Raw genomic sequence first — 26,201 nt, 5'->3', positions numbered from 1 at the left:
CCGTCATGGCGGACGCACCGCGCAGCAGCTGGACCGATCGGGTCTGGATCCTGCTGCCCTACGTCCTCCTCGTCGCCTCCGCGGTACTCACGCTCCTGGCCGACGGCACCGGCCGGGCCAACCTGCCCGTGCTCGTCGGCGGGAGCGTGGCGCTGCTGGCCTGGCACACCGGGTGGTTCTCCCTCCGCCCGGGAATCCTCGGCACCCGCCTCCTCCCGTCCGCCGTCTACTACGTGGGGCTGGTCGCGCTGTGCGCGGTCCTGCTCCACCAGTCGTTCAACTTCTTCCCGCTCTACGTCGTGTGCTTCCCACTCGCGTTCGACGCGCTGCCGGGCCGCTGGGCGTACGTCGGGGTCGCGCTCACGTCCGGGGTCGTCATCGCCGGACCCGGCGACGTCACCCCGACCGTGGAGAACACCGTCGTCACGCTCGCCGCGGGCCTCGTCGCCGGTCTGGCCGGCTGGTCGATCCGCACCGTCGAGCACGAGTCCGCCCGCCGACGCGCCGCGGTGACCGCGCTGGCCGCGGCCAACGACGACCTCGCCCGCAGCGTCGAGGAGAACCGCTCGCTGCAGGGCCGGCTCCTCACGGAGGCCCGGTCCTCCGGGGTGGCCAGTGAGCGGGCCCGCCTGGCGGGCGAGATCCACGACACGCTCGCCGCGGGGCTCGCCGGCGTCGTCGCCCAGCTCGAGGCCCTCGACGCGGAGCTCGGTGAGGACCACCCGGCCCGCGGGCGCGTCCGGACCAGCGTCACGCTCGCGCGGGACGGCCTGGCCGAGGCCCGTCGCTCGGTGCGGGCGCTGCGACCCGGGCCGCTGGCCCATCAGGCACTGCCGGCCGCCCTGGCGGAGTCCGCAGCGCGGGTGCAGCGGACCCACGGGCTGCCGGTCACGATGATCGTCACCGGCGAGGAGCGGGAGGTGGCCGCCGACGTCGAGGACGTCCTCGTCCGCAGCGCGCGCGAGGCGCTGAGCAACGTGGTGCGTCACGCCCGGGCCACCGAGGTCCGGGTCACGCTGTCCTACCTCGACGACGCCGTCGCGCTCGACGTCGCCGACGACGGCACCGGCACCACGCCCGCACCCGACGACGACGACGGAGGCTCCGGCTCGGGCGTGGGATCCGACGGCGGGGCCGGCGCGGGCAACGTCACCGGCACCGGCTCCGGCTCCGGCTCGGGATCCGGCCAGGGACTGGCGTTCATGCGCGGCCGGGCCGAGACCGCCGGGGGCACGATGACGGTGGACTCGACGCCCGGCGAGGGCACCGTCATCACCGTCACGGTGCCCGCAGCACCGGACGCGCGGAAGTCACCGAATCGGCCGGACGCGGCCGAGTGGCCCGATGCATCGACGGGGGCGCGCCCATGAGCGGCCCGGGCGACCGGACACCGGGCGGGTCCCCCGGTCAGGACCGTGTCCGGGTGCTCCTCGTCGACGACCACCCGGTCGTCCGCGACGGGCTGCGGGCCCAGCTCGACGCCGCCCCCGACCTGAGCGTCGTCGCCGTGGCGGCGAGCGCGGAGGAGGCGCTCGCGCTGCTGCGGCGGCACGCGGTCGACGTCGTCGTCACCGACCTGCGCATGCCCGGCCGCGGCGGCGTCGCCCTCGTCCGGGACGTCCGTGCCCACCACGAGGGGACCGAGGTGCTCGTCCTCACCACGTACGACACCGACGACGACGTCGCACCCGCCCTCGCCGCCGGCGCCCGCGGCTACCTCCTCAAGGACGCGAGCCGCGCGGAGATCGTCGCCGCGATCCACGAGGTCGTCCACGGCCGGGCCGTCCTCGCGCCCTCGGTCATCGGCCGGACCGGCGCGGCGGAGCGCCCGCCCCTGCTCTCGGCCCGCGAGAGCGAGGTGCTCGCCCTGATCGCCGAGGGGCGGACGAACCGGGACGTCGGGCGCGCGCTGTTCATCGGCGAGGCCACCGTCAAGACGCACGTGCAGAACATCCTCGCCAAGCTCGAGGTGCCGGACCGGGCGGCGGCCGTTGCTGCGGGCTACCGGCGCGGCCTGCTCTGAGCGGCGTCGCCGCCCGCGCCCGCCGGCGCACTCCCGCGTCGAGACCCGGCAGGCCGACCCAGCCGCAGCGCTCAGGGCCGCCGGCCGAGCGGCAGCGGAGATCCGGTCGGGTCGGCGAGCCGCTCGGCGGTCACGGCCACCGCGGGGACGAGCGCGCGCGGCAGTCGGAAGACGTCACCCGTGCGCTCGACGACGTCGAGGCGGGCGAGCGCGAGCAGATCGAGCCACACGAACCAGTCGTCGCTCGGCTCGGTCGTCCTGCGCGGCTCGGGCACGCTCAGGCCGTCCGGCCCAGCCGCCGCGAGCAGGGTGACGGCGGTCGCCGGAGCGGCCGCCGCGCGCCCGGGGTCGGTCTGCCAGGCGAAGAAGGCACCGAGGACGTTGGAGTGGAACAGTCGGGAGCGGCGCACCGTCTCGTCGATCGAGGGGCCACGGACGAGGACCGGCAGGCCGGGGCGGGCGCGGGTGGCGGCGAGGGTGACGGCGCCCGAGCCCACGAGCGCCGACCACACGACCGACAGCTCGAGGACGTCCCACATCGAGCTCCTGGGTTCGTTCCACGTCCTGATGCCGAGCAGCTCGGCGGCCTCCTCGGTGTCGCCACGTCGCAGTGCCCCGGTCCGCGTGGTCGGCCGGCCCTGCCCCAGCAGGTCGAGCAGCTGCCGCGCCCACCGGACCGCCCTCGAGGTGGTGAGCAGCGCCGCCTCCTCCTCGGGGCTCGGCCAGGTCCGGGCCTCGTCCGGCAGCGCGACGTCGTCGAGGAGCTCGGGCAGGCCGGGACCGAGCAGCACCGTGGGCAGCCCGTACGGGCCGCGCACGGACAGCTCGGGCGGGGGCACCAGGTCGGTCCCGCCGACCAGGCGCAGGTGGCCGCCCGTGCGCGCGTCGCCCGGCGGGGGTGTCCGTCTCCTGGCCATCCGTCCTCCGTCAGCGCTGCCGGCAACGACCGCAGGCGGCGGTGCCGTCTCGCGCGCCGCGGGCCCTCACGGCGACGCTAGCGGGATCCTGCCAGCACGTCCCGCAGGATCCACCGTGCCTGCCGCACTTCCGCATGCTGCCGCTCGCGTGGGCCCAGGCGTGGCCCTCCTCCCCGCACCTGGACCGACCGGACCGGGCGGCGCATAGCCTGGACCATGGCCCTGACGATCGCGGGACGGATCAGGCGGTACGGCGTCGCGGAGGACACCCCGCTCCCGGCGCGGCCTCGCGTACCAGGGGTGGACCGGCTGCGCGCGGGCCCGACGGTCCTCGTCCACGAGGAGCTCCTCGACACGCCCGACGGGACCCTGGCGGGTGAGGACGGGGTCCTGGCGACGCACGGGGCGGCGCTGCGCCGGACCTTCGACGGCGCCACGACGCTCGCCGTCGAGGTCCCGCACCGCGGGGGGCACCTCGTGCTGGTCGACCCGGACCAGGACGGGGAGGTCACCGACGAGGTCACCGACGCACTGCAGGCGCTGCTGCGCGGGCGCGAGGTGGACGTCGTCGCGGCACGCGCCGTGCGACGCTCACCGGTCGACGTCCTCGACCCCGGCGGACGGGTCCTCGCGACGTTCGACGACGACGTGGTCGGGAGCGCCACGCAGGGCACGACGACGACGTCGTCCCGCGAGTGGTCGATGACGTCGGACGACGCCGAGCTGCTCGAGGCGCTCGACGACGAGATCCGGACCGCCGGGGGTCGGCCCGTCCGGCGCGGGGCCGCGGCCGGGGGGCGGACCGGCGACCTGGCCGCGACCCTGTCGACTGCGCTGTCCGCCCAGGTGTCGATCCTCGTCGGCTGGGACCCGCTCGTGCGGTGCGACGTGCCGGACTCCGTCCATCGCATGCGGGTCGCCGCTCGGACGCTGCGCTCGATCGTCCAGGTCTACGCACCGCTGCTCGAGCCGGGGGCCGCGAAGGAGGTCTCGGCCATCCTCAAGGGCCTCGGCCGGGCGCTCGCGTCCGCCCGCGACGCGGAGGTGCTGCGCGAGTCGCTCGACGCCCGGCTCGCCGACCTGCCCGGAGGGGCGGAGGGTGCCGTGGCGGACCTGGTCCCCCGCAAGGCACGGCGGCGGCTGCGCCGGACCCGCGCGGCCAACTATGACAAGGCGCATCGCGCGCTTCTCTCGGCGATGGCCGGACCCGCACACTGGGCCGACCTCGAGCGGATCGAGCGGTTCGCGCGCGAGGTCCCCGTGCGGCGGGACGCCTCCCCGGACGACGCGGCGCAGGGGGCGGTGGCGAGCACGCTGGCGGGGCTCGGTCGGGCGCAGGTCGACGTCATCACCGACCTGGTCGAGCAGGCGGACGCGGAGACGGACGACGACCGGCGCCTCGAGCTCCTGCACGACGTGCGCAAGGAGGCCAAACGGCTGCGCTACGCCGTCGTGGCCGTGCAGGACGAGAACGGTACCGAGCTCGATCCCGAGCTGTCCGACCTCGTGGCTGAGGCGCACGCCGTCCAGAAACGCCTGGGCACGCACCGGGACTCCGTCATGCTGCAGGAGCACCTCCTCGACTGCGCGCGCAGGGCACGGAAGAAGGGCGAGGACACGTTCGCGTACGGGCTGCTGCTCACGGGCGAGATCGAGCACGGCGAGCGGGCGCTGCGCAGGGCCCGCAAGCGCCTCGCCCGCCTCACGGCCGGGTCACCCACGGTCTAGCGTGGCCGACGGCCGGGTCGAGCTCGGCGGGAGTGCTGCTGACGCCGATGACGTACCAGCCGCTGACCGACGACGACGTGCTCGAGCTGTTCCGCACCGTCACCGAGCACACGAACGTGCCGGTGGTCGTGTACGACAACCCCACGACCACCCGGTTCACCTTCACCACCGAGCTCTACGCCCGCGTCGCCGCACTACCCGGTATCGCGTCGATCAAGATCCCCGGCGTACCGGTCGACCCGGCTCAGGCCCGTCGGCACGTCGACGCCATCCGGGCCGTCGTCCCCGATCACGTCACCGTCGGGGTCTCCGGCGACGCCCTGGGGGCCGCCGGGCTCGTTGCCGGGTGCGACGCCTGGTACACCGCGGTCGGAGGCACGCTTCCCGCTCCGATGCTCACGATCACCAGGGCCGTGCAGGCCGGGCGTCCGGAGGAGGCGGCCGCGGAGTCGGCACGCCTCGCACCGCTCTGGGAGCTCCTCCCCGAGCTCGGCGGGAGCGCCCGGGTCTCCGCGGCGATCGCCCAGCACCTCGGCCTCGTCCCGGGCTGGTGCCTACCGCTGCCGATCCGGGCCCTCACCCGCGCTCAACGGGCGCGGGTGGCCGACGTCGTCGACGGGCTCGGGCTCGGCCGGTAGCAGCGCGGGAAGCGGCCCCCGCACGAGACGAGAACGACGTCACCCAGAGGCAGGACCGATCGGGCTCCGGTCACCATGGGTTGGCACTGAGCTTGTGCAGCTGTCCGGGCGGCGGCGCGGAGGCAACTTGACGCCTTCGGTGAGCCCCCGCCCGGAAGAGGTGAGATGTCACACAGGTTCTCGACGTGACCGATGGTAACGACTTAGTCTCACGTGGTCACGTTCCGATAACAAGGAGAACCGACCGTCGTGTTTGCACCCCCGCGCGGCCGCCACGTCCGGCGCCGCACCCTCGCCCCCCGGGTCGCCACCGCACTCCTGACCGTCGCCGCCGCGAGCGCGACCGTCACGACCGCCCAGGCGGCCGAGGCGCCCTCGGGCGTCCGCACCGTCAGCCCCGTCATCCGCACCGACGCCGGCTGGCAGAACCAGGTTGCCAACGCGATCGCCGCCCAGACCAACGCCTACCGCGCCGCCAACGGCCTGTCCCAGCTCACGCGAACCGGGTCCATCGACTCGGTCGCGCAGTCCTGGTCCAACCACCAGGCGAGCATCGGCTCGATGGTCCACCGTGGTGACTACGGCCGGTCGGCCGTGCCCGCCGGCTCGACCGGCACCTCGGAGATCCTGTCCTGGGGCATCTACCCGGACCACCGGGCCGACTACTTCATGAGCCAGTGGCGCAACTCGCCGGTGCACAACAACATCCTGCTCACGGGGTCCTACACGCACTTCGGCGTCGGCGTGGCGGTCTCGGGGGACGGTCGCGTGTTCGCCACCCAGAACTTCGCCACCTACCCGGGCGGCGGCCCCGGCGGCTCGACCCCCGCGCCGGCCGAGCCCGCGCCCGCGGAGCCGGCCCCGGAGCCCGAGGCCACGCCCCAGCCCGAGGCCCAGCCGCAGACTGACACGCAGTCCCAGGTCGCCCGATCCGACGCCGCCGCCTCGCGCGAGACCGCCCGCACGGAGCCGGAGCCGGAGCCGGTGCGCCCGCCCGGGACGCCCCGTTTCCTCCTGAGCGACGAGCTGGCCGGCGACGCCGCGCACAGCTTCCTCTACGGCGTCGAGGGCGACGAGATCTTCGTCGGCGACTGGGACGGCGACGGCACCGACACGGTCGCCGTGCGCCGCGGGAACGAGCTCCACCTGACGAACACCCTCGGGACCGGACCCGCCGAGCAGGTCGTCCGGCTCGGGGACGCCGACCACGAGATCGTCCAGGGCGACTTCGACGGCGACGGCACGGACACGTTCGCCGTTCGCCACGGCAACGTCCTGGACATCATCAACGACCTCGAGAACCCGGGCGAGATCGAGCTCGCCGCCTTCGGCGCCGACGGGGACACCCTCCTCGTGGGCGACTTCGACGGCGACGGCACGGACACGTTCGGCATCCGCCGCGGCTCCGACGTCATCTGGACGAACGACCCGACCGGCGCAGGCGTGGACGGCGAGATCTCGCTCGGCCGCGACGGCGACCTCGTCCTCGTGGGCGACTGGGACGGCGACGGCGCGGACAGCCTCGCCCTCCAGCGCGGCGCCGACTTCTTCGTGACGAACGAGATGGCCTCCGACGCCGAGGTGACCCAGACCCGCTACGGGCGCGACGGCGACGTCGCCGCGTTCGGCGACTGGGACGGCGACGGCGCGGACAGCCTCGGGGTCGTCCGCATCGAGCAGACCCGCTGATCCACGCTCGACCCGACGGGGTCACCGGCCGACCGGCCGGTGCCCCTTGGCAGCGGGACCCGACGGGGTCACCGGTCCATCGGACCGGTGACCGCGTCGTCGTTGACGGGACCGAGTCGTCCCGGCGCCGCGGGCAGGTGTCGGCACGAGCGCTGCGGGTGGCGCCGGTGGGTCAGCTGCTGCGGCGTGGGCAGGGCCGGTGAGCACGGAGAGAAAGGTCCCGTCACGGGCACGAAGTCAGTCAGGCGAAGGGGCCTGACTGTGGTCGACGCCCCTATCCCATCCTCAGCAGGCGGTGAAGGGACTCCTGACAGTCAGACGATGGTCTGGAAGTTGGCGGCGAGGCCCTGCAGGTAGCCCGAGATCCAGTTCCAGAGCCCGGTGATCATCGCCAGTCCGAGCAGGACGAGGAGCCCGCCGCCGAGGCGCTGGAAGGTGAGGCGGTGGCGCCGTAGGAACTTCAGCGCCCGGGTGGAACGGGACAGCAGCATCGCTCCGGCGACGAACGGGATCCCCAGCCCGAGACTGTAGGCGAACACGAGGATTCCGCCGCGGGCGGGATCGGCCTCGCTGAAGGCGAGGCTGAGCACCGCGGCCAAGGTCGGTCCCATGCAGGGGGCCCAGCCCAGCCCGAAGACGACGCCGAGCAGCGGCGCGCCCCAGAGGCCCTGCCGGGGGGTCAGGTGCAGGCGCCGCTCGCGCTGCATGAGGGGGACGTAGCCCATAAAGGCCAGGCCCATGAGCACCACGAGGACACCCAGGATGCGGGTGATCATGTCCAGCCAGGGAGCGAGCAGGATCCCCAGCCAGGCGAAGATGACGCCGAGCAGGACGAACACGGCGGTGAAGCCGGCGACGAACAGCAGTACCCCGGCCAGCAGGCGCCGGTCACGAACCTTGGTCTGCTGCCCGCCGGCCAGCTGCGCACCCGGGGTGGTGGCTCCGGCCATGCCGCCGAGGTAGCCGACGTAGCCGGGCAGCAGCGGCAGCACGCACGGGGAGGCGAAGGAGATGAATCCGGCCAGCGCGGCTACGGGCAGCGCGGCGAGCATGGGGCCGGTGAGCACGGTGCTGGCGAAGAACGAGCCGACCTGGTCCCAGCTCATGCGTCTTCGGCCCTCTCGGCGAGCGTGTCGTCGATGAGGCCGCGCAGGCTGGTGGGGTCGAACTCGCCCATGATGCGGGCCGCGACCCGCCCCTGGCGGTCCAGAACCACGGTCGTGGGCATGGCCTGCAGGGGCACGAGGCCCTGGAAGGCGGCCACGGCACGTGCGCTCTGGTCATGGATGGAGGGGTAGGGGATCTGGAAGGTACGTTCGAAGGCCTGGGCGGTGGCCGTGTCATCGCGTGGGTTGACTCCGAGCAGGCGGACCCCTTGGTCCTGGTAGTCCTCGGCGATGGCCTCGAGGGCTGGTGCCTCGGCCCGGCACGGCGGACATGCGGCGTACCAGAAGTTGACCACCGCCACCTCCCCGCGCCAGTCGGTCAGGTCGATGCTCTCCCCGGTGTAGCTCGTGCCCGTCATCTCGACCGGTGCACCGCGCTCGTCGGGCGTCCACAGCGACAGGGACCCGTCACCGGACACGTAGCCTGCGCCGGCCACCTCGGCGGGACTGCCGCCGCTGCCGGGTGCGCATCCGGCCAGCGTGATGGCAAGGGCGAACACGGTCGCTACGACAGCGCGCAGCCGTCCCGGGCCGCGGCGAGCCTGGTGGTCGGGATCAGGGTGTGGACGAGGGGCAGGCATTATCCGGAACGTCTCTTTCACGGTTGACATGGGGCAGGGCAGCGAGCTCTGCCCGGGCGTCCAGAACTGAGCGCAGATGAGCGTTGGGCGTGGTCGGTGTGCCAGAGCCCGGCGTTGTGATGAGCACGATGACGCAGCGGCGAAGGACCCCACGACCGTGCACCCACAACCGCGCGGGTCGTATCCATGCTGCGCCTCAGGACTTCACGAGGCGACTGATGGCTTCGGAGGCTTCCTTGAGCTTCTCGTCAGCGTCGGCGCCGCCGGCCTTGGCAGCCCGGACGACGCAGTGCTTGAGGTGGTCGTCGAGGAGGGCCAGGGCGACGTTCTCCAACGCGGAGGTGACGGCGCTGATCTGGGTGAGGATGTCGATGCAGTAGGTGTCCTCGTCGATCATGCGGTGGATTCCACGGGCTTGTCCCTCGATGCGCTTGAGACGAGCCAGGTAGCGGTCCTTGTCGCTGATGTATCCGTGGTCAGCTTCGGTTGCTGTCGCGGTGGTGGTGTCCATCGTGTCTTCTCCGGATTCGTGCGGTCTCTGCTACGACAGCAGACGGGTGCTCATTCGGTCGTGGCCTGGTCAAGGATCTTCGCCGTGCTGGACGCGGGGGTGAGGTCGAGGCGCCGCAGCAGCTGGGCATTGAGTGCAACGACGACGGTGGAGGCCGACATCAGGATTGCGCCGATGCTCATCGGCAGTACGAACCCGATCGGTGCGAGCACACCGGCGGCCAGGGGTACCGACATCAGGTTGTACCCGGCGGCCCACCACAGGTTCTGCTTCATCTTGCGGTAGCTGGCGCGGGAGAGGTCGATGACGGACAGCACCGAGCGCGGGTCGGAGGAGGCCAGGATGACTCCGGCGGACCCGATGGCTACGTCGGTACCGGCACCGATGGCGATGCCGACATCGGCCTGGGCGAGCGCAGGGGCGTCGTTGACGCCGTCACCGACCATGGCGACCTTCCTGCCTTCGTCCTGGAGCTCGGCGACCTTGGCAGCCTTGTCCTCTGGCCGCACGCCGGCGAAAACCCGGTCGATGCCCAGCTCGCGCGCGACGGTGTCGGCGACGGCCTGGGCGTCCCCGGTGATCATCACGACCTGGGCGCCGGCGGCATGCAGGGCGTCGACAGCATCGTGGGATTCGGGGCGGATCTCATCGGCCAGCCGTAGCGCCCCGATGACCTCGCCGTCGGCCAGGACGTGGAGGATGATCGCCCCCTCGTTCCGCCACTGGTCGGCGACCGACAGTTCGTCCAGCCCGTGCTGGTCGAGCAGGTAGGGGCCACCGACCTCGACCACGGAGCTGTCGACGGTTGCCTTGACCCCGACCGCCGGCGAGGAGGAGAAATCCTGAGCCTTCGCGACTGGAACCTCGCGGGCACTGGCTGCGCCGACGATGGCCCTGGCCAGGGGGTGCTCGCTGTCGGACTCCGCAGCCGCGGCCAGCGCCAGAACGTCCTCGGCACTGCGGTTCCCGACCGGTTCGATGGCGGTGACGGTGGGCTCGCCCTTGGTCAGCGTTCCGGTCTTGTCGAACAGCACGGAATCGACGGTGCGCATCGATTCCAGGGCGAGCCTGTCCTTGACCAGCACGCCCCCGCGGGCTGCGCGCTCGGTGGCGATGGACACCACGAGGGGGATCGCCAGACCGAGTGCGTGCGGACAGGCGATGACCAGGACGGTGATGGTGCGCACCACCGCGGCGTCCGGCAGCCCGATCAGCGACCAGATGACCGCGGTGATCAATGCGGCGCCGAGGGCGAACCAGAACAGCCAGGCAGCGGCGGTGTCGGCGATCCTCTGTGCGCGCGAGGACGAGGCCTGCGCGTCGGAGACAAGTTTCTGGATGCCCGCCAGGGCGGTGTCGTCACCGGTGGCAGTGACCTCGACCCGCAGCCCGGAGTCGGTGGCGACAGTGCCGGCGACGACCTGCTCACCGATCTCGCGGCGTACCGTCTTCGATTCTCCGGTGACCATCGACTCATCCATGGAGGCCGACCCGTCGACGATCTTTCCATCGGCGGGTACCGAAGAGCCGGGACGGACGACGACGACGTCGCCGACCACGAGATCGCCGGGGGAGACCGTCACGACCTCGTCGCCGTCAACCTTCTCGGCCTCGTCCGGGAGGAGCGCTGCCAGGGAGTCGAGGGCGGAGGTGGTCTGCGCCAGGGAACGCATCTCGATCCAGTGGCCGAGCAGCATGATGACCACCAGCAGCGCCAGTTCCCACCAGAAGTTCAGCTCATGGTCCAGGACGCCCAGGCTCGCACCCCAGGAGGCGAGGAACGCCACGGTGATGGCTAGGCCGATCAGCAGCATCATCCCGGGCTGGCGGGCGCGGAGCTCCGAGACCGCGCCGGTGAGGAACGGCTGGCCGCCCCAGACGTACATCACGGTTCCCAGGACCGGCGACACCCAACGGACCCATCCTGCCTCGGGCAACGGGTACCCGATGAGATCGGCGAACATGTCGTTGAACCCCACCACGGGCACGGCGAGGACCAGCATGATCCAGAACAGGCGTCGGAACTGCGCGACATGGTCTCCGTGACCCGCGTGCCCGCCATGTCCGTGATCGCCGTGTCCACCGTGGTTCCCGTGCGCCTCGGAGTGATCCGAGGCCTCGTCATGTCCCTGGGTGTGGGAGTGGTGGCCAGCATGCGGATCGGACCCGTGGTGCCGCGTGTCGTCGGGCGTCGAGGGTGATCGTGTTGAGTGGTCGTGGTGGCTCATGGTCGCCTCTTTCGTGTGTCCTCCAGGCTGGGAATGGAGCCTGAGCGAAGGGCCCGCGCTCTGCGAGGACGTGCGTCGAAGGAGCGCGGGAACGGATGCGGCCTCAGCCCACCGTCGCGTATCGATCGGGGTCGGCGTCGAACAATGGGCCGCAGGACGCGCAGCACAGCCAGTACCGCTGGCCGTTGTGATCGCGGACCAGACCGGCGTTCTCAGCTTCTGCCTTGACGACCGGGGTGCCGGCCATCACGGGGCACTCGGCCATCTCCTCGGCGGAGGTCGGTGCGACGGCGTCGGCGCTCGGCGCGTGTCCACAGCAGCTGCCTCCACTCGACGAAACGTCGGTCAGGTTCAGGTTCTCGTGTGCAGTCATCGGGTGTCCCTTCCTGTTGCGTGATGACGACGGTCAGGCGTTCACCGGCTCACGGGCCGGTGCCGTGCCAGCAGGAGCCGCCGCGCTCTCGTCGTCCGCGCGGGCCGTGAAGGTCCGCAGCCGCAGGCTGTTCGACACGACGAACACCGACGACAGGGCCATGGCCGCTCCGGCGAGCATCGGGTTGAGCAGACCGAAGGCGGCCAGTGGGATCGCGGCGGTGTTGTAGGCGAAGGCCCAGAACAGGTTGGTCTTGATCGTGCGCAGCGTCCGCCTCGCCAGCCGGATGGCGTCCGCAGCGGCGCGCAGGTCCCCGCGCACCAGGGTGATGTCGGCGGCCTCGATCGCCACGTCGGTGCCGGTGCCCATCGCTAGACCCAGGTCGGCCTGGGCCAGGGCGGGGGCATCGTTGACGCCGTCGCCGACCATCGCGACAACCTTGCCCTCGTCCTGGAGCCGGGCGACGACACCGACCTTGTCCTTGGGTAGGACTTCGGCGATGACTTGCTCGATGCCGACCTCGGAGGCGACCTGCTCGGCCACGGACTGGTTGTCGCCGGTCAGCAGCACCGGCGTCAGTCCGAGTTCCTTGAACTGGGCGACGGCCCGGGCACTGGTGGGCTTGATCTGATCGGAGACGACCAGGACCCCACGGGCGGCGCCGTCCCATCCGACCGTGATCGCGGTCTTGCCCTGGGCCTCGGCGGCCCGCTTGGCCGAACGCAGGCTCTCGTCCACGTGCATCGACCAATCGGCCAGGAGCGACTCCCGGCCAGCGACCACTGCGTGGCCGTCGATGACGCCCTGCACACCTTGCCCCTCGACATTGTCGAAGGACTCCGGCGCAGGCAGGTCCCCGACCTCGCTGGTGGCGCCGGCCGCGATGGCTTGGGCGATCGGGTGCTCGGAGTAGTCCTCCAAGCCACCGGCCAGGCGCAGCAGCTCGGCTCGATCGCCCCCGTCGGCGGTGATGACATCGGTGAGGGTCATCTTCCCGGTCGTGACGGTGCCGGTCTTGTCGAGCACGATCGTGTCGACCTTGCGGGTCGATTCGAGGGTCTCGGGGCCCTTGATGAGCACCCCCATCTGCGCACCGCGACCGGTGCCGACCAGCAGTGCCGTCGGAGTGGCGAGGCCCAGGGCGCAGGGGCAGGCGATGATGAGCACCGCCACGGCGGCGGTGAAACCTGCCGACAGGGGGAACCCGGCGCCGATCCACGCGCCCAGGGCTGCAACGGCGATCGCGATCGCGATCGGCACGAACACCCCGGAGACGCGGTCGGCGAGGCGCTGGATCTCGGCCTTGCCCGATTGAGCGTCCTCGACCATCTTTGCCATCTGCGCCAGCTGCGTGTCCGAGCCCACCCGAGTGGCCTTCACCACGAGCCGGCCGCCGGCGTTGACGGTCGCCCCGGCCACGGTGTCGCCTTCGCCGACCTCGACGGGAACGGATTCGCCGGTGAGCATGGAGGCGTCGATCGCGGACTTGCCGGAGCTGATCGTTCCGTCGGTGGCGATCTTCTCCCCGGGCCGGACGACAAACTCCTCGCCTACGGCCAGCTCCTCGACGGAGACCCGCTGCTCCCTTCCATCGCGCAGCACCGATACTTCTTTCGCCCCAAGCTCCAGCAGGGCGCGCAGGGCGGCACCGGCGCGGCGCTTGGAGCGCTTCTCGAAGTAGCGGCCGAGCAGGATGAACGTGATCACCCCGGCTGCCACCTCGAGATAGATGTGTCCGAGCCCGTCGGAGCGAGAGATGGTCAGCTCGAAGGGGTGAACCGTGCCGGGCTGGCCGGCGGTGCCGAAGAACAGGGCCACGATCGACCAGAGCATCGCCGCGGTCGTGCCCACCGAGATGAGGGTGTCCATCGTCGCCGCGCCATGGCGCAGGTTCATCCACGCCGCCTTGTGGAAGGGCCAGCCGGCCCACACCACGACCGGAGCGGCGAGCACCAGTGACGCGAAGCCCCAGTAGTCGAACTGCAGGGCGGGAATCATCGCCATGGCGATCACCGGCACCGCGAGGATGGCAGAGCCGATGAGCCGCTGGCGCAGCGAACGCAGCTCGGCGTCCGCGGCAGACTCACCCTCCTCGCCCGGGCTCTGATCGGAACCCTTGGTAGGGGTCGGGAGTGCGGCCGTGTACCCGGTCTTCTCGACTTCGGCGACCAACAACATCGGATCGAGATCGTCGGGGCCCGTGACGCTGGCCTTCTCGGTCGCGTAGTTCACGCTGGCGGTGACGCCGTCGAGCTTGTTGAGCTTCTTCTCGATCCGGTTCGCGCACGAGGCGCAGGTCATGCCACCGATCTGCAGCTCGATGCTGGCGATGCCCGTGCTGGTGTTCTCAGTGGTCATGGCCGTCTCCGCCCTCATTCTCGTCAGCGTTTCCCGGCTCCTGGCCGGGACGCCCGTCCTCGGAGCGCTCCCCGCCGCCGGGGCCTTCGCCTGGGTCGGTGGTCGTGTCGATCACCAGCGGCGCGGTGTGGACCTCGCCGTCGATCTGGAAGTCGAGATAAAGCAGGTACCTCCCAGGCGTGGGCGCGGTGGCCTCGAACACGATCTCGGGTCCGGAGGTCTCCCCAGCCTGGGGTTCGTCCCCGTGCGGGTGGACGTGCAGGTAGGCCAGGTCCCCGTTACGAAGGGCAACCAGGTGACCGAATGCGCCCAGGTAGGGCTCCAGTTCGGTGACCGGCTCGCCGTCACGAGTGATGGTCATGGTCAGCTCGGACGCCTCACCTGCGGTGAGGCTGCCCTCCACGCTGACGTCGAAGCCGCCCACGGTCGTCTCGGTAACCGGCTCGGTCGCCGGTCCCGGGTTGTAATCGCCGGCCACCTGGACCGAGGTCGAGAGTGTGAGGCCCTCTCCGGTGTCTGCGGGGACAAAGTCCGCGAAGACCCGGTAGGAGCCAGCTCCGTCCCACTGCCAGGGGATCGACCAGGTGCCCTCGTCATCCATCTCGGGGTGCACGTGGCGGAAGTGCTGCCCGTCAGCACGGACGGCGATCAGGTGCAGCTCCTGCTCGTGCTCCACCTCGAAGTCCGTCACCGCCATGCCGTCCGGGCCGGTCACGGTCAAGGACAGCTCGCCCTCGCTGGTCGTGTCGGTCGGCGCGATCACGGCGGCCAGCCGGTAACCCCCCTGGGCCAGGCTCAGGCCCAGTGACGACACTCCGGCCTCGCGACCGTCCTGCTCGACGGCGTTCATCAGACCTTCTCCGTCGTGGTGGGCGGTGTCGTCGGTGTCGTGCGTCCAGCCCTGCACGGTCTCCTCGGAAACCACCGCGTTCGCTACGAATCCAGCCACAGCGAACACAGCCACCAGGAGCAGCCCGTACAGGCCGAGCCGCGCAGGCGCCTTCATGTCAGCTCCTGACGGCGGCGTAACCAGCCTCATCGACTGCGGCGATCACCGCGGCATCATCTACCGGCCCATCGGCCGTCACAGCCAGGTGGCCGGTGGCCGCGCTGACGTCGATGCCGGTGACGCCGGGGACCTCGCCTACCTCGGCGCGGACCGCGCTCTCGCAGTGTCCGCAGCTCATGCCAGTCACCTGGTACTCGGTCGTGGTTGCCATAGCTTCCTACTCCTTCATCTGTGTACGACGACCGTCACCCTATACCCCTAGCGGGTATCAATCAATTGTTGGAGCCGCCACGTTCTGCCTCGACCCCGATGACGCGCCGCGGTTCATCTAGGCGATCCTGTTGCCGGCGTTCACTGCCTCCGCGACTCAGGAAGGAACGCGGTGAGCAGCTCCGCGATCGCGATCACCGGCGAGGGTCACCGCACGCCCGGTAACAACACCCGGCCTGTCTCCATCGACCCGCTGTTCACCGTCCGTCACCTCGGCGATACCCCGGTTGCGCTGACCGGGGCCGACACCGCCAGTGGTGCTCCTGCACATGAGTCAGGTGTCCGGGCGGCTTGTGGTCGACCACAGGGGCGGTCGGTAACCTGGCCCGATGGTGTCCGTGCCGGCGACGCGATCCGAGAGAGCCCCTCGGGGCATCTTCCGGCGCCTCCTCTGGGGTGGTCTGCTTGTTGCCGGGATCATCGTGGGCCTGGTCGCCATGCATACGCTGAACCTGCATGGCACTCCGACTGCCCAGGCGCCCGCAGCCATCTCAGTTTCCGCCCCTGAGGCCGGAGAGGCCCACCACGCGGCAGTAGGGCAGCAGACATCCAGCGACACGGCCAAGAATCACGAGGGTGCGTGTGCGGACTGCGGCGCCAGCGACCATCTAGAGATGGCGATGGCGTGTGTGCTCGCGCTTCTGCTCGCGCTGCTCGTCCTGATGCCGCCGCGTCTCCTCCCTGGATGGATGCACAGCAACCCACGATCAGATCATCCCCAGGTCCGCCTCACCGTCCGAGTGCCACTGAGGGCACCGTCCTTACACGTTCTCTGCATCAGTCGCACGTGAGGGGCCGGTGAACCCGGCGCGTCCCAGAACGCCCAGGGTTCCCCACCTCACTCACGCGATGCCATCGAGGTTCGCGTGCCATCCAAGCGACTGTTGATATTGGAGAACACTGATGACTACCCGAACTGCGGCGACCGCTGCGCTCGCCCTCGCCGCTGCCTTGGTACTGGCCGGCTGCTCCGCCGGGAGCGAGGACGACTCGACGCCGGTCACGGAAGACGACTCGACCGAGCAAGCAGCAGGCGTCAACGATGCGGACGTGATGTTCGCATCGATGATGATCGTCCACCACGAGCAGGCCATCGAGATGAGCAACATCGTCCTCGCCAAGGACGACGTCGACCCGGAGGTGGCGACGTTGGCCGAGGAGATCAAGGCGGCCCAGGGCCCCGAGATCAACCAGCTCAATGGTTGGCTCGATGACTGGGGCGTCGACCCGGACGAACGCGAGATGGACGGGATGGACCACGGCGACGGAATGATGTCCGAGGAGGATCTCGCCGCCCTCGAAGCGGCCAGTGGCACCGAGGCGTCGCGCCTGTTCCTGGAGCAGATGATCGTCCATCACGAAGGAGCGGTCGAGATGGCCCAGACCCAGGTCGAGGACGGAAGCGACCCGGCTGCGATCGAGCTCGCACAAACGATCATCGACGACCAGACCGCAGAAATCCAGGAGATGGAAGACCTCTTGGCCTCCCTCTAACGCTCCGTCCGGGCCGGTGTCGGAACGCTCGAGCGTTCCGACACCGGCTTGCCCCCACGTCTCAAAGGATCAAACTATGACCAACCCCACCAGGACCCGACGAGGGAGTCTGCTCACCGCAGCCACCATGGCGCTCATCTCTGGCCTCGTGCTCGCCGGTTGCGCAAACTCCACCCCCGAATCAGCAACGCCGCCATCCAGCAACCAAGCTTCCGACAGCGAGTTCTTCTCCACGCACGACCTGGCGGGACTCGACGCCGCGCAGGTCATCGAGCGGCTCGACACGATGCCCGTTGCCGATCGCCCATCTGATCTGCTCGCATCCGTTCAGCCTGACGCTCTCGTGCTCACCGATGACCAGGGCCGCGAGGCACAACTGCCGATGCCCGAGGACGAGGTATACGTCTCCGTCGCGCCCTATCGCGAGCAGACGCACGACTGCTATTTCCACAGCCTGACCACCTGTATCGGTGAACTCGGCAATGCGGACGTTCAAGTCGTGCTCACCGACGCCGACGGTGAAGTTCTCATCAACGAGACGCGCGAGACGTTCGACAACGGCTTCGTCGGGTTGTGGGTGCCTCGCGACATCGAGGGAACCCTCTCGATCGCGCATGAAGGACAGGAAGGGACAGTGGCAATCACCACGCTGAACGAGGATGACCCGACGTGCATCACCACCCTGCGAGTTACCTGACCATCAGATAACAGGTTCGACAGCGCGGCGGCGAGTACAGGCTCTTCGGACATCGGGGGCTGCTCGGGTGAGCGGTCGGGAGCGGGGCGCGCCGGGTTGAGGTTGCGGGGGTAGGCGTCGGGGTCCCCTGGATGACCAGCAGTGACGAGTCATGCTGATCACCCTCGGGGACCTCGACGTTGTGCCACGCTACTCAGTGGCCTGGTGCACCCTTCTACGACTGAACTACGCCAACGGCGGGACGACCTCGTGGGACAGCCCGGGGCGCACGTCGAGGCTCCCGAGTGCACCGAGGAACTGGTGACGGTCACAGTCTCCTCGCCGCGGCAGCTGATGGGGTGCCCAACCTACGGCGTCGTCACTCCTAGCCGTGGCCGCCAGCTGCGAGCCCTGCGGAATATGCCGGCGACCGTACCGGTGGGCGTGATGTGGCAACACGAACCGCCCTGAAGCCTGCGCACGCCCACCAACGAAATACGGCTGAACTCCCGGCGCCCGGGGGTCCAGCCGTTCACGAGTCGCTGTCTCACGACTTCCTCGAATGGACGCAGGTGGACTCGGACCGAACATCTGGCGGCGGTTCGAGCGGCTCGGTTTCGCGCGGAAACAGCCGAAGCTCAATGCTGACAAAGTGGTGCCCCTGAGACTGATCTTGCCGCTGGCGACCGCGCCCATATCTGAGACGACCACGAGGTCACCGCGCTGCACCACTATCCGGGACTCAACTGTGCGCAATGTGTCCTTCGCAGGGCATGCACACGTCTCATGACCTTCTAACATCGGCCGTGGCGAAGAGATGCTGGCTGCAAATCTACGCAGGCGTGGTGATACTCGGTCACTTCTCGAGACACGATTCGTCATCAGATGTGCGTATGTGTATGCGGTTAGTGCCGGATGGAGGATGGTGGCGATGTCGACGTTGAGGGCGCTGCTTCACATAGTCTTGATGCATCTTCGTGTCGCCCCCCGTGCACTATGGACGAGGACCAGAGCCAGGGTCAGCAGCAGGAGGCTCCCGTGGTGCTCAGCGACGTTCTTGGCCTGGCGGCGGCGGGGTGGGGAGTCGTCATGGCGATCGCCCCGACTCTGCAGATTCACAGGATGCTGCGAACTCGGTCCGCCGACGATGTATCACTCGGCTATTTCGCCCTGCTCATCCCGGGCTTCCTGCTGTGGGCCTTCTACGGACTGGCCCGGCACGACTGGCCGCTCGTCATCCCCAACACGGTAGCCACGGCCGTGGCACTCGTGACCATCGCCGTTGCGGCCCAACTCAAGAGGAGCAGCGCGCAAGCCGAACCGGACGTCTGAGTCGCACCTCTCGACCGCGAACGGACCCGGCAGGGCAGTCCGGTCGGCCCGAAGCGATTGACCATGCGGATCAGAATCGGCGCGACCTCCTCTGCCAGACGCGCGACAGCCTGGCAGGCTCCGGACGGGAGCGAGATCAATGTCCGAGCTCAACCGCCCTGACGCCCGCGCACTCCTACCGACGGAGAAACGGCCGGCTCCCCGCATCCGGGGAACCAGCCGCTGACGAGTCGCTGTCTCACGAACCACTCGAGTGGAGCTAGGGGGATTCGAACCCCCGACCTTCTCATTGCGAACGAGACGCGCTACCAACTGCGCCATAGCCCCATGCTCCCCGGCGGGCCGGTGAGCGAAGAAAAGTCTAGCACCGCGCAACCCCCTCACCAGCGCCTCGATCCGTGTCCTGCGTCATGCCGAGGGGCCCCGACGACGACGAACGCCACCGCTCGGCAGGGCCGGCCGCAGGTGCGGGTCAGGCGCCCTTCGCCCGGCGGCGCGCGAGTGCGGCGTCGAGGTCGAGGACGGGGGCCTTCGGTGCGTCCGGAGCCGGGGCGTCGGCGCCCGAGCCGGCCACGACGGACCCGGCCGAGCTCGGCCGGGTCGGGCGCAGCGGCACGCGGGCGGACGGCGCGACGGGCGGCTCGAAGGCCGGGGCGGTACGGCGCTGCGCACCCGAGCCGTCGCCGGACCACCGCGAGGCAGGCACGGGCACCGGCGTCCACGCGCCCGGGGCGTCCTCGGTGCGGGGGGCACGAGCAGGACCGTCCTCGCGGACCTCGCCCGACCGACCCAGGGGCTCGGCGGCAGGCTGCGGGTCGCTGTGGGGGGTGAGCTGCGCGGAGGCGACCGTGGCCCAGGTGCGGGCGGCGACGCCGTCGGGGGCGGACGTGGCGGCGCGCCCGGCGGGCGTGGCCTCCTGCTCGTCCGTGTCCGTGCGCTCGGCGTCGGCACGGCTCTCGGCGTCCGTCGAGCCGACCGCGGCGGGCAGCTGTGCGCGGGTCCGGTCCTGGCCCGCCCCGGTCGCGCGCTCCTCGGCGCTCTCACCGGCCTCGAGCTCGCCGGCCGCGCGCGGACGGCGGGCGAGCTCCTTGAGCTCCCCGTCGATCCGACGGATCTCGGCGCGGTCGACCGAGTTGAGCATCCGCCGCTCGCCGGCCGCCCGGACCGACAGGGCCACGACGGCGACGAGCAGCAGGCTCGGCACGATCGCGGCCGCCAGGTGCCAGCCGGCGTAGTGCACGAGCGCCCAGGCGGCGACGGCGAGCAGTCCGAGGACCACCTGGTACATCGTGCGGCGGTTGCGGGCAGCGTCGCGTCGACTCATCCGGGCAGCCCGCTGCGAGCGGGCATGGGCGAGGTCGCGGGCACGCCGCGCCGGCTCGGAGAGGCGGGGCTTGATCGTGCTCATGGCGCGTGACTCCGGTCCGACGGGTAGCAGCAGCGGTGCGGTGGGTCGGTCGGCCGCGCTGCGCGCGACCCGACCGGGATGGCCGGGCGAGGCCCGACCCCGGCGCCCGCCGTCACCGACGGTCGCCACGACCCGCAGCCGGTCGGAGTACCGGTCCTCGAGCCGCGTGGCGGCCATGAGGCGACGGCGGTCCGCGACGGCGGGCAGCGCGTAGACCAGGAGCATGACCACCGCCGCGGCGAGGACGTAGCCCTGAAGATCCACGAATCCCACGCTAGGTCGGCGCGCGGGCAGGATCCGGGAGGCGCGCGGACGTGACAGCGACCGCATTCCGCACCGTTGCGCCGAATCGGACGGCGCCCCTGGCTACGCTGCGACGAGCCCCCCGGGGCCGATGCAGCCGGGCGCCCGCCGCCCCGCATCCCCACCCGACGATCACAGGAGCTCCAGCCCTATGCGCACCACCACCCGGAGGATGACCGCCAGCGTCGCGCTCGCCGCGGCCGCCGCCCTCACGCTCGCCGCCTGCGGGAGCGACGGCGAGGACGCCACGCCCGCCGAGGAGCCGACCTCCGAGGAGGCACCGGAGGAGGAGGAGACCACCGAGGAGACCGAGTCGGAGTCCGAGGAGACCCCCTCCGAGGACGAGGAGTCGGAGTCCGAGGAGACCCCCTCCGACGACGCCGCCGGCGGCGAGTCCCCGAGCGAGTCCGCGAGCGACGAGGGCGGCGCGTCCGCCGGCGCCGGTTCCGCTGCTCCCTGGGCCAACGAGGTCACCGAGGACGGCGAGCTACTCGGCACGATCGAGGCCGGCGACGTGACGGTCGACGTCTACCAGGTCGGCACCGGCCAGGCGACGCGCTCGAGCATCTGGGCGGACCCGGACACCGACGAGCCGATCGTCAACGAGGGCGACGAGGTCCTCATCCTCAACTACGTCGTCACCAACAACGGCGACCCGATCACCCTGACCTACGGGCTGGTCGACGCGGGCCTGAGCTACGACACCTGGCCCTACATGCAGCAGCCGTCCGTCTCCGACACCGACCTGCTCGAGGAGAACGGCGTCAACGACAACGCGGTCAACGGCGACTCGCTCGGCGAGGACACCTACGTCCTCGGCACCGGCGAGCAGTACTCGGTCGGCGAGGTCATGCTCTACCAGCCGGGCGAGGCCTTCACGGTCGAGGTGTCCTACGAGCCCCGCGACGACGCCGGCGAGCGTCTCGGCGAGGAGTTCGAGGGCGAGCTCACCGGCACCGTCGAGTAGTCCGCCGCCGGCGCCCCGCGCGCCGCGCACTCACCGGCCCCGTCCCGCACCCGCGGGGCGGGGCCGGTCCCGTTCCACCGCCGGGCCGGGCCGGGTTCGACCGGCGCCTCGCCCTCGGGCCGTTCGGTCCCGCGTCCTCGGGTCGGTCCCGCGTCCTCGGGTCGGTCCCGCGACCTCGGGTCGGTCCCGCGACCTCGGGTCGGTCCCGCGACCTCGCGTCAGTCCGTCCCGCCCGACGACGAACCGCCGTCGAGATGGCGCCGCACCGCCCCGGGCCCGCGCCCGTGGTCCCCGGCCAGCAGCGCGAACGAACGATGGTCGCGCCAGTCGCCGTCGACGAAGATGAGCCCCCGCCTCGGGCCCTCCTCCGTGAAGCCCAGCTTGGCGACCACGCGCAGGCTCGCCGCGTTCTCCGGCCGCACGTCGATCTCGACCCGGTGGATGCCGAGCTCGTCGATGAGATGGTCGGCCACGAGCGCGACCGCCCGGGGCGCGATCCCCCGCCCGGCCACGTGCCTCGACACCCAGTACCCGATCGATGCCGTCCAGCTGGACCCGCGCGTGACCGGCTGGGCCGTGACGGCCCCGACGATCTCGCCGCCGAGCACGACGACGAACGGCAGCGCCTCCCCCGCGCGTGCCGCCCTGCGGTTGGCCACGACCTGCTCACCGACACTCATCGGTCGCCCGGGCGCGGGTGACCCGGCCATCCACGGCTCGAGCCAGGCCCGGTTCGACTCGAGCAGCGCCTGCCAGGGGCGTCGGTCGCGGCGGCGCAGGCCGCGCAGCACCAGCTCGTCGTCGTGCAGCTCGACGGGCCAGGTGGTAGGCGTGGGCACGCCTGAGAGGGTACGGCCCGCCCACGTCGGGCACCGCCGCGCCACCGCCTACGCCGGGGGCGAAACGGTGGCATCTTCCCCCCTGGTCGCCGCGCCTCGGACCCCGATCCTTGGCATGATGGTGGCCATGCACCGGCGCATCCTTGACCTTCCGCGCGTCGACCATCTCGAGGTCGACGACGCGAAGCAGATCCTTCGGGCGACCGTCAGGGACCACCGCGCGCGACGGCAGGACACCGACCGGGCCCGGGACGGGATCGCGATCGCCCGCCACGTGCTCCCGCTGCTCGACGGCGCACGGACGGTCGCGCACCACGTCTCCCGCCGTGCCGAGCCGCCGTCGCTCCCGACGATCGAGACCCTGCACGAGACGGGCGTGCGGATCCTCCTGCCGGCGCTCGGGCCGGGGCTCGCCCGGGCCTGGGCCACCTTCCGCGGCACCGACGACCTCGCGGAGCGCGCCCCGGGCCGCCCGCTCGAGCCCTCCGGCGACCCGATGCCATCCGAGGCGATCGCGGAGGCCGACGTCGTCGTCGTCCCCGCCCTGGCCGTCGACCGACAGGGCAACCGACTCGGGCAGGGCGGTGGCTGGTACGACCGGGTGCTCAAGCACCTCCCGCCGAGCACGCCGGTCTGGGCCGTCCTTTTCGACGACGAGCTGGTCGACGGCCCGCTCCCCCACGGCCCGCAGGACGTCCGGGTGGCCGGCGTCGTCCAGCCCTCGGGGACCACGAGCCTGCTGCCGCCCGACGACCCGTACGAGACGACGGCCAGCGGGGACAGCGCACCCGCGCGCGGGGCCTGATCCCGGCGCTCAGCCGCCGGGCGTGAGGACGAACCGGTCGTCCTCGGCCTCCTCGACCGCCGCCCGGCTGAACGCCCACGGGAAGGTCTCGCCCTCGGCCCACGCCTCGGCCTGGTCCGTGTAGTGCGCCGAGGCCGGGTGCCCGCTCGTCCCCGAGGTGGTCACCCAGGTCGAGGCGTCGAGGTCCGCCATGTCGACGACCATCCGCATCGACGGTCCCGCGGTGACCGCGTAGCTCGGCCGCCCGTACTCGTCGCGGGCCGAGGTGCTGTAGCTCGTCGCGTTGACGACCGCCGAGCCGCCGGGCACGCCGACCGGCTCGGGGTTGACGTACCGCCGCACGAGGCCGGGCACCCCGTCCCCGCCGAGCACCGGGTGCTGCGGCGCGAAGACATGGAGGTCGCCCCAGCGCCAGGTCGACGGGTCCTTCCCGAGGCGGGCGGTGAGCTGGTGGCGCCCCTCGACGAGCGCCTGGCCGAGGATCTCGTCCCGGGTCTCGACCACGTTGACGGTGGTCCGGTCGTCCCAGTGGCGGTCCGAGGGCTCGGCCAGCATCTGCTCGAGCACGAGGAGCCAGCGGTCCCCACCGTTCGGCGCCTGCGCGTCGGGCAGCTCGTCGCCGAGGGTCATCGCGAGGATCTCGACCCACACGGCGTTGAAGTAGGCGGCGCCGGCGGAGTCCACGTCGTTCGGGTAGCCCTGCTCCGCCCAGTCCTCGAGGAGGGCGACGGCCTCGGCCACGAACGGGTCCTCGACGTCGACCTCGAGGAGGTAGGGCACGACAACCTCGCCGAACGGGCTGGCGTCGTCGAGCATGATCTCGTTCGCACCGTCCACGGTCAGCGGCTCCCCCGCCGCGATCCGCTCCTCGAGGAGCGTGCGGATGCGCTGCGAGCGGTACCCCGCGTCGTAGTCCCCCGTGAGGAACGGCTCCGTCCCGGGCGGGAGCACCGCCTGGTTCGCGGCGACGACGAACCCCTCGGCCGGGTTGAGCGCGGCGGGCATGTCCTCCGGCGCGACGAACCCCTGCCAGGCGTAGCGCTCGTCCCACCCGGGGCGCGGCCACGAGCCGTCGGCGGGGAGCTCGGCGTCCGGGACCTCGCCGCGCACGGGGATCCGGCCGGGCGCCTGGTAGCCGATGTCGCCGTCGGCGGTCGCGAACACGATGTTCTGGCTGGGGACCTCGAACAGCTCGGCCGCGGCCGCGACGTCCTCGGCGGTCGCGGCGCGATTGAGGGCGAACACCGCGTCCCCGGTCCGGCCGGGGGTCAGTGCCGTCCACTGCAGCGCCACCGAGTACCCCTCGAAGTGCGCCTCGGGCGAGTCCTCGGGCACGGGGACACCGGCGGCCGCCCGGGTGTCGCCGAGCACCTCGGAGACGATCGGCCCCGCCTCGGTGGACAGGACCTCGAGGGTGACGGGGTCCCCGCCGTCGACGAGGATCGTCTCGGTGCGTCGCTCGAGCGCGAGGCGCTCCTCGCCGCGGAGGTAGGTGCCGTCGGAGAACACCCGCTCGAGCGTGAGGTCCATGACGTCGGCGCCGAGGTTCGTCAGCCCCCAGGACAGCTGGTCGTTGTGGCCGATGATGACGCCCGGCATGCCGGCGAACGAGAAGCCGGTGACGTCGAACGTGCAGTCCGCGTCCAGCTCCACGCAGTGCAGGCCCACCTGGTACCAGAGGTTGGGCTGCTCGAGCCCGAGGTGCGGGTCGTTGGCAAGGATCGGCTCCCCCGTCGCCGTGTGCTCCCCGGCCACGACGAACGAGTTGGACCCGATGCCGTCGCCCTCGCCCAGGAGCACCGGCACGGCGTCGAGCGCGCTGCCCGCCGAGCTCACGGCGTCGCCCGCCCGGTGCGAGGTCAGTGAGGAGGCTGTCCCCGCGATCGGGTCGGTGACGGCGCCGCCCAGCGGCCCGGCCTCCGGGATCGGGGCGGTGCCCGGACCGGTGTCGACCTCTGTGCCGGCCTCGGCACCCGGCTCCGGCCCCGCATCCGGTGCGGCGTCGGCGTCCGCCTCCTCGGTCGGCGCCTCCGAGTCATCCGAGGGACTCTCGCCGGGCTCCCCCGACGGGCTCTCGCCGTCCCCCGGAGCCGGGGCGTCGGACGCCGACTCCCCGCCCCCGTCGCCGCCCTCGGGAAGGATCGGGGCGTGCTCCCCGGCGGGGTAGGCCGGGAACAGGCCGTCGACGACCTCGACGTCGCCGAACATCGGCCGCAGGGCGCCCGCGCGAGCCACCTCGTCGTTGTAGTTCCCGCGCAGGTCCCAGGCCATGGCCTTGAGCCAGGCGAGCGAGTCGACGCCCGTCCACGGGTCGATGTCCTCGACGTCCGTGCTGAGGGACAGGACGGTGTACTCCAGGCCGAGCCGGGAGGCCTCGCGGTCGTCGAGGTAGGCGTTCACGCCGTCGGCGTAGGCCGTGTACAGCGCGCGGGACTCCTCGGTGAGCAGCTCCCACTCCTCCTCGGCGACCTCCCGCCAGCCCATCGTGCGGATGACCATGTCGGCCTCGACCGCCGCGGGGACGTCGCCGACGAGCTCCGAGAGCCGACCGGAGGTGACGTGGCGCCGGTAGTCCATCTCGAAGAACCGGTCCTGGGCGTGCACGAACCCGAGCCCCGCCATGAGGTCCTCGTCGGTCTCCGCGTACAGGTGCGGCACGCCCCGTTCGTCGCGCAGCACCTCGACCTCGGCGGTGAGGCCGGGCACCTGCTGCTCCCCCGAGTGGTCCGGCAGGGGGCGCCGGACGAGGTAGGTCGCGACCGCGACGACCGCCACGGACAGGACGAGCACCACGGCGAGAAGACTGACGAGCGCGGTGCGCCACCTGGAGGACGAGGATCGGGCTGCCACCGCCCGAGCGTATGGCGCGCGGGTCGACCGGCGACG

Annotated in this window: 23 protein-coding genes and 1 tRNA gene; 11 read left to right on the top strand and 13 right to left on the bottom strand. The window is 71.5% G+C overall.

Translation table 11 applies throughout. The features are described 5' to 3' along the window. Window positions 1-5 precede the first annotated feature (5 nt). Window positions 6-1,370, top strand: coding sequence for a sensor histidine kinase (locus ACZLMO_RS01355; RefSeq protein ID WP_425714678.1), 1,365 nt, complete (start codon window positions 6-8; stop codon window positions 1,368-1,370). A gap of 53 nt (window positions 1,371-1,423) precedes the next feature. Further along, window positions 1,424-2,023 (top strand): response regulator, encoded by a 600-nt coding sequence (locus ACZLMO_RS01350; protein WP_425714677.1) that lies wholly within the window; start codon window positions 1,424-1,426, stop codon window positions 2,021-2,023. A gap of 71 nt (window positions 2,024-2,094) precedes the next feature. Here the strand turns inward: ACZLMO_RS01350 and ACZLMO_RS01345 are convergent, their stop codons facing one another. After that, on the bottom strand, window positions 2,095-2,940 hold the full coding sequence (locus ACZLMO_RS01345) for a hypothetical protein (protein WP_425714676.1): 846 nt from the start codon (window positions 2,938-2,940) through the stop codon (window positions 2,095-2,097). Between the two features lie 216 nt (window positions 2,941-3,156). Between ACZLMO_RS01345 and ACZLMO_RS01340 the strand changes: the two genes are divergently transcribed. From ACZLMO_RS01340 to ACZLMO_RS01330, 3 genes are all read left to right on the top strand, one after another. Next, a complete protein-coding gene (locus ACZLMO_RS01340) occupies window positions 3,157-4,668 on the top strand; it encodes a CHAD domain-containing protein (protein ID WP_425714675.1) in 1,512 nt (503 codons plus the stop codon). A 32-nt stretch (window positions 4,669-4,700) separates the two neighbouring features. Further along, window positions 4,701-5,306, top strand: coding sequence for a dihydrodipicolinate synthase family protein (locus tag ACZLMO_RS01335; RefSeq protein ID WP_463652658.1), 606 nt, complete (start codon window positions 4,701-4,703; stop codon window positions 5,304-5,306). A 249-nt stretch (window positions 5,307-5,555) separates the two neighbouring features. Continuing rightward, window positions 5,556-6,995: a CAP domain-containing protein gene (locus ACZLMO_RS01330; protein ID WP_463652657.1), complete on the top strand. Its 1,440-nt coding sequence runs from the start codon at window positions 5,556-5,558 to the stop codon at window positions 6,993-6,995. A gap of 314 nt (window positions 6,996-7,309) precedes the next feature. On the opposite strand, the gene ACZLMO_RS01325 is transcribed toward ACZLMO_RS01330, so the two are convergent. From ACZLMO_RS01325 to ACZLMO_RS01290, 8 genes are all read right to left on the bottom strand, one after another. Beyond that, on the bottom strand, window positions 7,310-8,101 hold the full coding sequence (locus tag ACZLMO_RS01325; RefSeq protein ID WP_425710257.1) for a cytochrome c biogenesis CcdA family protein: 792 nt from the start codon (window positions 8,099-8,101) through the stop codon (window positions 7,310-7,312). Further along, a complete protein-coding gene (locus ACZLMO_RS01320) occupies window positions 8,098-8,661 on the bottom strand; it encodes a TlpA family protein disulfide reductase (RefSeq protein ID WP_425710258.1) in 564 nt (187 codons plus the stop codon). Before ACZLMO_RS01320 ends, ACZLMO_RS01325 begins: the two co-directional genes overlap by 4 nt. A 277-nt stretch (window positions 8,662-8,938) precedes the next feature. Continuing rightward, the gene (locus tag ACZLMO_RS01315; RefSeq protein WP_425710259.1) at window positions 8,939-9,253 is read right to left on the bottom strand and encodes a metal-sensitive transcriptional regulator; all 315 of its coding nucleotides are present in this window, start codon (window positions 9,251-9,253) and stop codon (window positions 8,939-8,941) included. A 50-nt stretch (window positions 9,254-9,303) separates the two neighbouring features. Beyond that, complete coding sequence (locus ACZLMO_RS01310; protein WP_463652656.1) at window positions 9,304-11,256, bottom strand: heavy metal translocating P-type ATPase; 1,953 nt, start codon at window positions 11,254-11,256, stop codon at window positions 9,304-9,306. A 328-nt stretch (window positions 11,257-11,584) separates the two neighbouring features. Then, window positions 11,585-11,854, bottom strand: coding sequence for a hypothetical protein (locus tag ACZLMO_RS01305; RefSeq protein ID WP_463652655.1), 270 nt, complete (start codon window positions 11,852-11,854; stop codon window positions 11,585-11,587). A gap of 33 nt (window positions 11,855-11,887) precedes the next feature. Next, the gene (locus ACZLMO_RS01300) at window positions 11,888-14,212 is read right to left on the bottom strand and encodes a heavy metal translocating P-type ATPase (RefSeq protein ID WP_463652654.1); all 2,325 of its coding nucleotides are present in this window, start codon (window positions 14,210-14,212) and stop codon (window positions 11,888-11,890) included. After that, window positions 14,202-15,218 carry a heavy-metal-associated domain-containing protein gene (locus tag ACZLMO_RS01295; protein WP_425714670.1) on the bottom strand — a complete coding sequence of 339 codons (1,017 nt, stop codon included), beginning with the start codon at window positions 15,216-15,218 and terminating at the stop codon, window positions 14,202-14,204. The genes ACZLMO_RS01300 and ACZLMO_RS01295 overlap by 11 nt, the downstream gene beginning before the upstream one ends. Window position 15,219: 1 nt before the next feature. After that, complete coding sequence (locus ACZLMO_RS01290; RefSeq protein WP_425710264.1) at window positions 15,220-15,432, bottom strand: heavy-metal-associated domain-containing protein; 213 nt, start codon at window positions 15,430-15,432, stop codon at window positions 15,220-15,222. 388 nt (window positions 15,433-15,820) lie between these two features. Here ACZLMO_RS01290 and ACZLMO_RS01285 point away from each other — a divergent pair, with 388 nt between their 5' ends. The 4 genes from ACZLMO_RS01285 to ACZLMO_RS01270 all read left to right on the top strand — a co-directional run bounded on the left by ACZLMO_RS01285 (window position 15,821) and on the right by ACZLMO_RS01270 (window position 18,993). After that, window positions 15,821-16,282, top strand: coding sequence for a DUF6153 family protein (locus ACZLMO_RS01285; RefSeq protein WP_425710265.1), 462 nt, complete (start codon window positions 15,821-15,823; stop codon window positions 16,280-16,282). Window positions 16,283-16,394: 112 nt separating this feature from the next. After that, the gene (locus ACZLMO_RS01280; protein ID WP_425714669.1) at window positions 16,395-16,985 is read left to right on the top strand and encodes a DUF305 domain-containing protein; all 591 of its coding nucleotides are present in this window, start codon (window positions 16,395-16,397) and stop codon (window positions 16,983-16,985) included. 76 nt (window positions 16,986-17,061) lie between these two features. Then, a complete protein-coding gene (locus tag ACZLMO_RS01275) occupies window positions 17,062-17,682 on the top strand; it encodes a CueP family metal-binding protein (RefSeq protein ID WP_425714668.1) in 621 nt (206 codons plus the stop codon). Between the two features lie 1,017 nt (window positions 17,683-18,699). Next, entirely contained in the window at window positions 18,700-18,993 is a 294-nt protein-coding gene (locus ACZLMO_RS01270; RefSeq protein ID WP_425714469.1) for a SemiSWEET family sugar transporter, read from the top strand. Between the two features lie 254 nt (window positions 18,994-19,247). Here the strand turns inward: ACZLMO_RS01270 and ACZLMO_RS01265 are convergent. Together ACZLMO_RS01265 and ACZLMO_RS01260 are read right to left on the bottom strand one after the other, a co-directional pair. Then, a tRNA-Ala gene (locus tag ACZLMO_RS01265) sits at window positions 19,248-19,320 on the bottom strand. 145 nt (window positions 19,321-19,465) lie between these two features. Further along, window positions 19,466-20,665: a hypothetical protein gene (locus tag ACZLMO_RS01260; protein ID WP_425714468.1), complete on the bottom strand. Its 1,200-nt coding sequence runs from the start codon at window positions 20,663-20,665 to the stop codon at window positions 19,466-19,468. A gap of 211 nt (window positions 20,666-20,876) precedes the next feature. Between ACZLMO_RS01260 and ACZLMO_RS01255 the strand changes: the two genes are divergently transcribed. After that, window positions 20,877-21,671 (top strand): hypothetical protein, encoded by a 795-nt coding sequence (locus tag ACZLMO_RS01255; RefSeq protein WP_425714467.1) that lies wholly within the window; start codon window positions 20,877-20,879, stop codon window positions 21,669-21,671. A 218-nt stretch (window positions 21,672-21,889) separates the two neighbouring features. Here the strand turns inward: ACZLMO_RS01255 and ACZLMO_RS01250 are convergent, their stop codons facing one another. Next, window positions 21,890-22,510, bottom strand: a complete 621-nt coding sequence (locus tag ACZLMO_RS01250; protein ID WP_425714466.1) for a GNAT family N-acetyltransferase — start codon at window positions 22,508-22,510, stop codon at window positions 21,890-21,892. A gap of 127 nt (window positions 22,511-22,637) precedes the next feature. Here ACZLMO_RS01250 and ACZLMO_RS01245 point away from each other — a divergent pair, with 127 nt between their 5' ends. After that, window positions 22,638-23,315 (top strand): 5-formyltetrahydrofolate cyclo-ligase, encoded by a 678-nt coding sequence (locus ACZLMO_RS01245; protein WP_425714465.1) that lies wholly within the window; start codon window positions 22,638-22,640, stop codon window positions 23,313-23,315. 9 nt (window positions 23,316-23,324) lie between these two features. On the opposite strand, the gene ACZLMO_RS01240 is transcribed toward ACZLMO_RS01245, so the two are convergent. After that, window positions 23,325-26,165 (bottom strand): penicillin acylase family protein, encoded by a 2,841-nt coding sequence (locus ACZLMO_RS01240; protein ID WP_463652653.1) that lies wholly within the window; start codon window positions 26,163-26,165, stop codon window positions 23,325-23,327. Window positions 26,166-26,201 lie beyond the last annotated feature (36 nt).

It is taken from the genome of Georgenia sp. G2120, from assembly GCF_055326485.1.
The sequence above is the reverse complement of the archived record's forward strand: the minus strand, read 5'-3'. Positions and strand labels throughout refer to the sequence as shown.